Annotated in this window: 2 protein-coding genes and 1 pseudogene; 2 read left to right on the forward strand and 1 reads right to left on the reverse strand. The window is 64.2% G+C overall.

Annotated features, from left to right (window positions below; all coding sequences use genetic code 11):
* Positions 1-242: pseudogene (locus FEM54_RS29680) on the forward strand (helix-turn-helix domain-containing protein); the annotation flags it as partial.
* A 55-nt stretch (positions 243-297) separates the two neighbouring features.
* On the forward strand, positions 298-1,998 hold the full coding sequence (locus tag FEM54_RS29685; protein ID WP_171045936.1) for an amidase: 1,701 nt from the start codon (positions 298-300) through the stop codon (positions 1,996-1,998).
* A gap of 154 nt (positions 1,999-2,152) precedes the next feature.
* On the opposite strand, the gene FEM54_RS29695 is transcribed toward FEM54_RS29685, so the two are convergent.
* Positions 2,153-2,816: CPBP family intramembrane glutamic endopeptidase (locus FEM54_RS29695; protein ID WP_138453970.1), on the reverse strand; the 664-nt coding region annotated here is incomplete at its 5' end.

A 2,816-nucleotide genomic window follows, 5' to 3' on the forward strand; every position in this document is an offset into this window, starting at 1 on the left:
TATTGGCGAAGCTGCCGACGCCCACCCACACCGAACCGCCCGAGCACATGCCGCCGTTGGTGCTGACGCGCATCCGCTCACCCCTGGGCGAGCTGAGCTTTCTGTCGACCTTCACCACGTTCGGCATGCCCCAGGACATCACCCTCACGTCGCTGCGTATCGAGCATCTGATTCCGGCTGACGAGCCGACGTGGCAAGTCATGCGCGCCGCCTATGCGGAGCATGCCGCGCTGGTTTTGTGAAATATCTGTCCGTAGACTGCCGCCATACCTCCCACTTGAAGGCGGCGAAAAAAACGTGATGCAAGTTACCGAAGTCTCCATTGCCCAACTGCGCGCGGCGCTTGAAACCGGCCAGACCACTGCCGTTGAACTGGTAAACGCCTACCTGGCGCGGATCGATGCCTATGACGGCCCGCAGACCGCCACCGCGCTGAACGCCGTGGTGGTGCGCAACCCTGAAGCCCTCAAAGAAGCCGAGGCGTCCGATGCGCGCCGGGCCAGGGGTGAAACGTTGGGGCCATTGGACGGCATTCCCTATACCGCCAAGGACAGCTACCTGGTCAAGGGCCTTACGGCCGCATCCGGCAGCCCGGCCTTTGCCAAGCTGGTTGCGCAGCGCGACGCCTTCACCATCGAACGCCTGCGAGCGGGCGGCGCCATCTGCCTGGGCAAGACCAATATGCCGCCGATGGCCAATGGAGGGATGCAGCGGGGTGTGTATGGCCGTGCCGAAAGCCCTTACAACGCCGACTACCTGACTGCACCGTTTGCCTCCGGTTCGTCCAACGGGGCGGGTACCGCCACGGCGGCAAGCTTCGCCGCCTTTGGTGTGGCTGAAGAAACCTGGTCGAGCGGGCGTGGCCCGGCGTCCAACAATGGTTTGTGCGCCTACACACCGTCCCGTGGGGTGATTTCGGTACGCGGCAACTGGCCGCTCACGCCGACCATGGACGTGGTGGTGCCCTATGCACGCACCATGGCCGACCTGCTGGAAGTGCTGGATGTGGTGGTCGCCGAAGACTCCGACACCCGTGGCGACCTGTGGCGCCTGCAGCCCTGGGTGCCGATCCCGAGCGTGGCGTCGGTGCGCCCCGCGTCTTACGCCGACTTGGCGGTAAGCAGCGAAGCCCTCGCCGGTAAACGTTTCGGCGTGCCGCGCATGTACATCAATGCCGACCCCGAGGCGGGCACCAGCGAAAAGCCCGGCATTGGCGGGCCGACCGGGCAGAAGATCAACACCCGCGCCAGCGTGATCGACCTGTGGGCAGGTGCACGCAAGGCGCTGCAAGCCGCCGGCGCCGAAGTGATCGAGGTGGATTTCCCGCTGGTGTCCAACTGCGAAGGCGATCGCCCTGGCGCGCCAACCGTGTTTACCCGTGGCTTGGTTTCCAAGGAATTCCTGCACGACGAATTGTGGGAACTGTCAGCCTGGGCCTTCGATGACTTCCTGCGCGCTAACAACGACCCGGCACTCAACCGCCTGGCGGATGTCGACGGGCTGAAGATTTTCCCGCACGACCCAGGCACCCTGCCCAACCGTGAGGATGACCTGGCCGCCGGCATGGACGAATACGTGCGCATGGCCGAGCGCGGCATCACGCCGTGGAACGCGATCAGCACAGTGCCGGACGGCTTGCGCGGCCTGGAGCAAACCCGGCGCATCGACCTGGAAGACTGGATGGACACGCTTGGGCTGGATGCGGTGCTGTTCCCCACCGTGGCCGATGTAGGCCCGGCAGATGCCGACGTGAACGAAGCCAGTGCCGACATCGCCTGGAGCAATGGCGTGTGGGTCGCCAACGGCAACCTCGCCATCCGCCACCTCGGCGTGCCCACCGTCACCGTGCCGATGGGCGTGATGGCCGATATCGGCATGCCCGTCGGCCTGACCTTTGCCGGCCGGGCTTACGATGATTCGGCGCTGCTGAGCTTTGCCAGCGCGTATGAAGCCACCGGCAGCAAACGCCTGATCCCACCGCGCACACCGCCGTTGTAAAAAATGTGGGATCACTGATCGTTCCCACGCTCCGCGTGGGAACGCATTCTGTGACGCTCCGCGTCACGACTTCAAGAGCGGACGCAGAGCGTCCAGGGTTGCATTCCCACGCGGAGCGTGGGAACGATCAGGGCGATCAGGGTTGTGTTTCAGGTCAGGCCATGTAGGGCACGGCGATCAGCAGGATGGCGGTGCCGTGGGCGAGTGCGGCGGGCAGTACGCCGTAACGCATGCGCACCAGCGCACAGGCCAACCCTTCAAGCAGGGTGAACAGCAACACCGGCCAGCCCAGTTGGGTGACGCTTAAGGCCAGGAACCCATGGCAGGCTGCAAAGGCCACGCCGCTGATCAATGCAGCGCGCAATGGCGAAACCTGTTGCTCCAGGTAACCCTGCAAAAAGCCGCGGAACAGCACTTCCTCCAACGCATTGGCGCCATAGGCCAATACCACCATGCCCGGCAACCACACCCAGTAGCCGTGGAACTGGCTTGCATCAATGCCTTGGTAAACCCGCAGCGGCACGCCGATCAAACAGCCGACCACAACCCCCACCGCCATGCCAACCAACGGGTTGCCAATGGACCAACGCATCAACCGCCACAACTCGGGTGCCAGGCGTGAGAGCAGCATGATCAGCAGCACCGACAGCCCGCCGAGCGCCGCCAGTACGAAGGCATTGCCACTGAATGCGATCTGCACATCGCGACTCACCGCCCACATACCCAGCGGCGTCATCACATCGCGCATCAGCACAAACGCCGCCAGCAGAATCAGGATGCGCATCGCCACCTGCGTCCTCGGTGTCAACGCGAACCAC

Origin of the sequence: Pseudomonas edaphica (assembly GCF_005863185.1) — a bacterium.
GTDB lineage: Bacteria > Pseudomonadota > Gammaproteobacteria > Pseudomonadales > Pseudomonadaceae > Aquipseudomonas > Aquipseudomonas edaphica.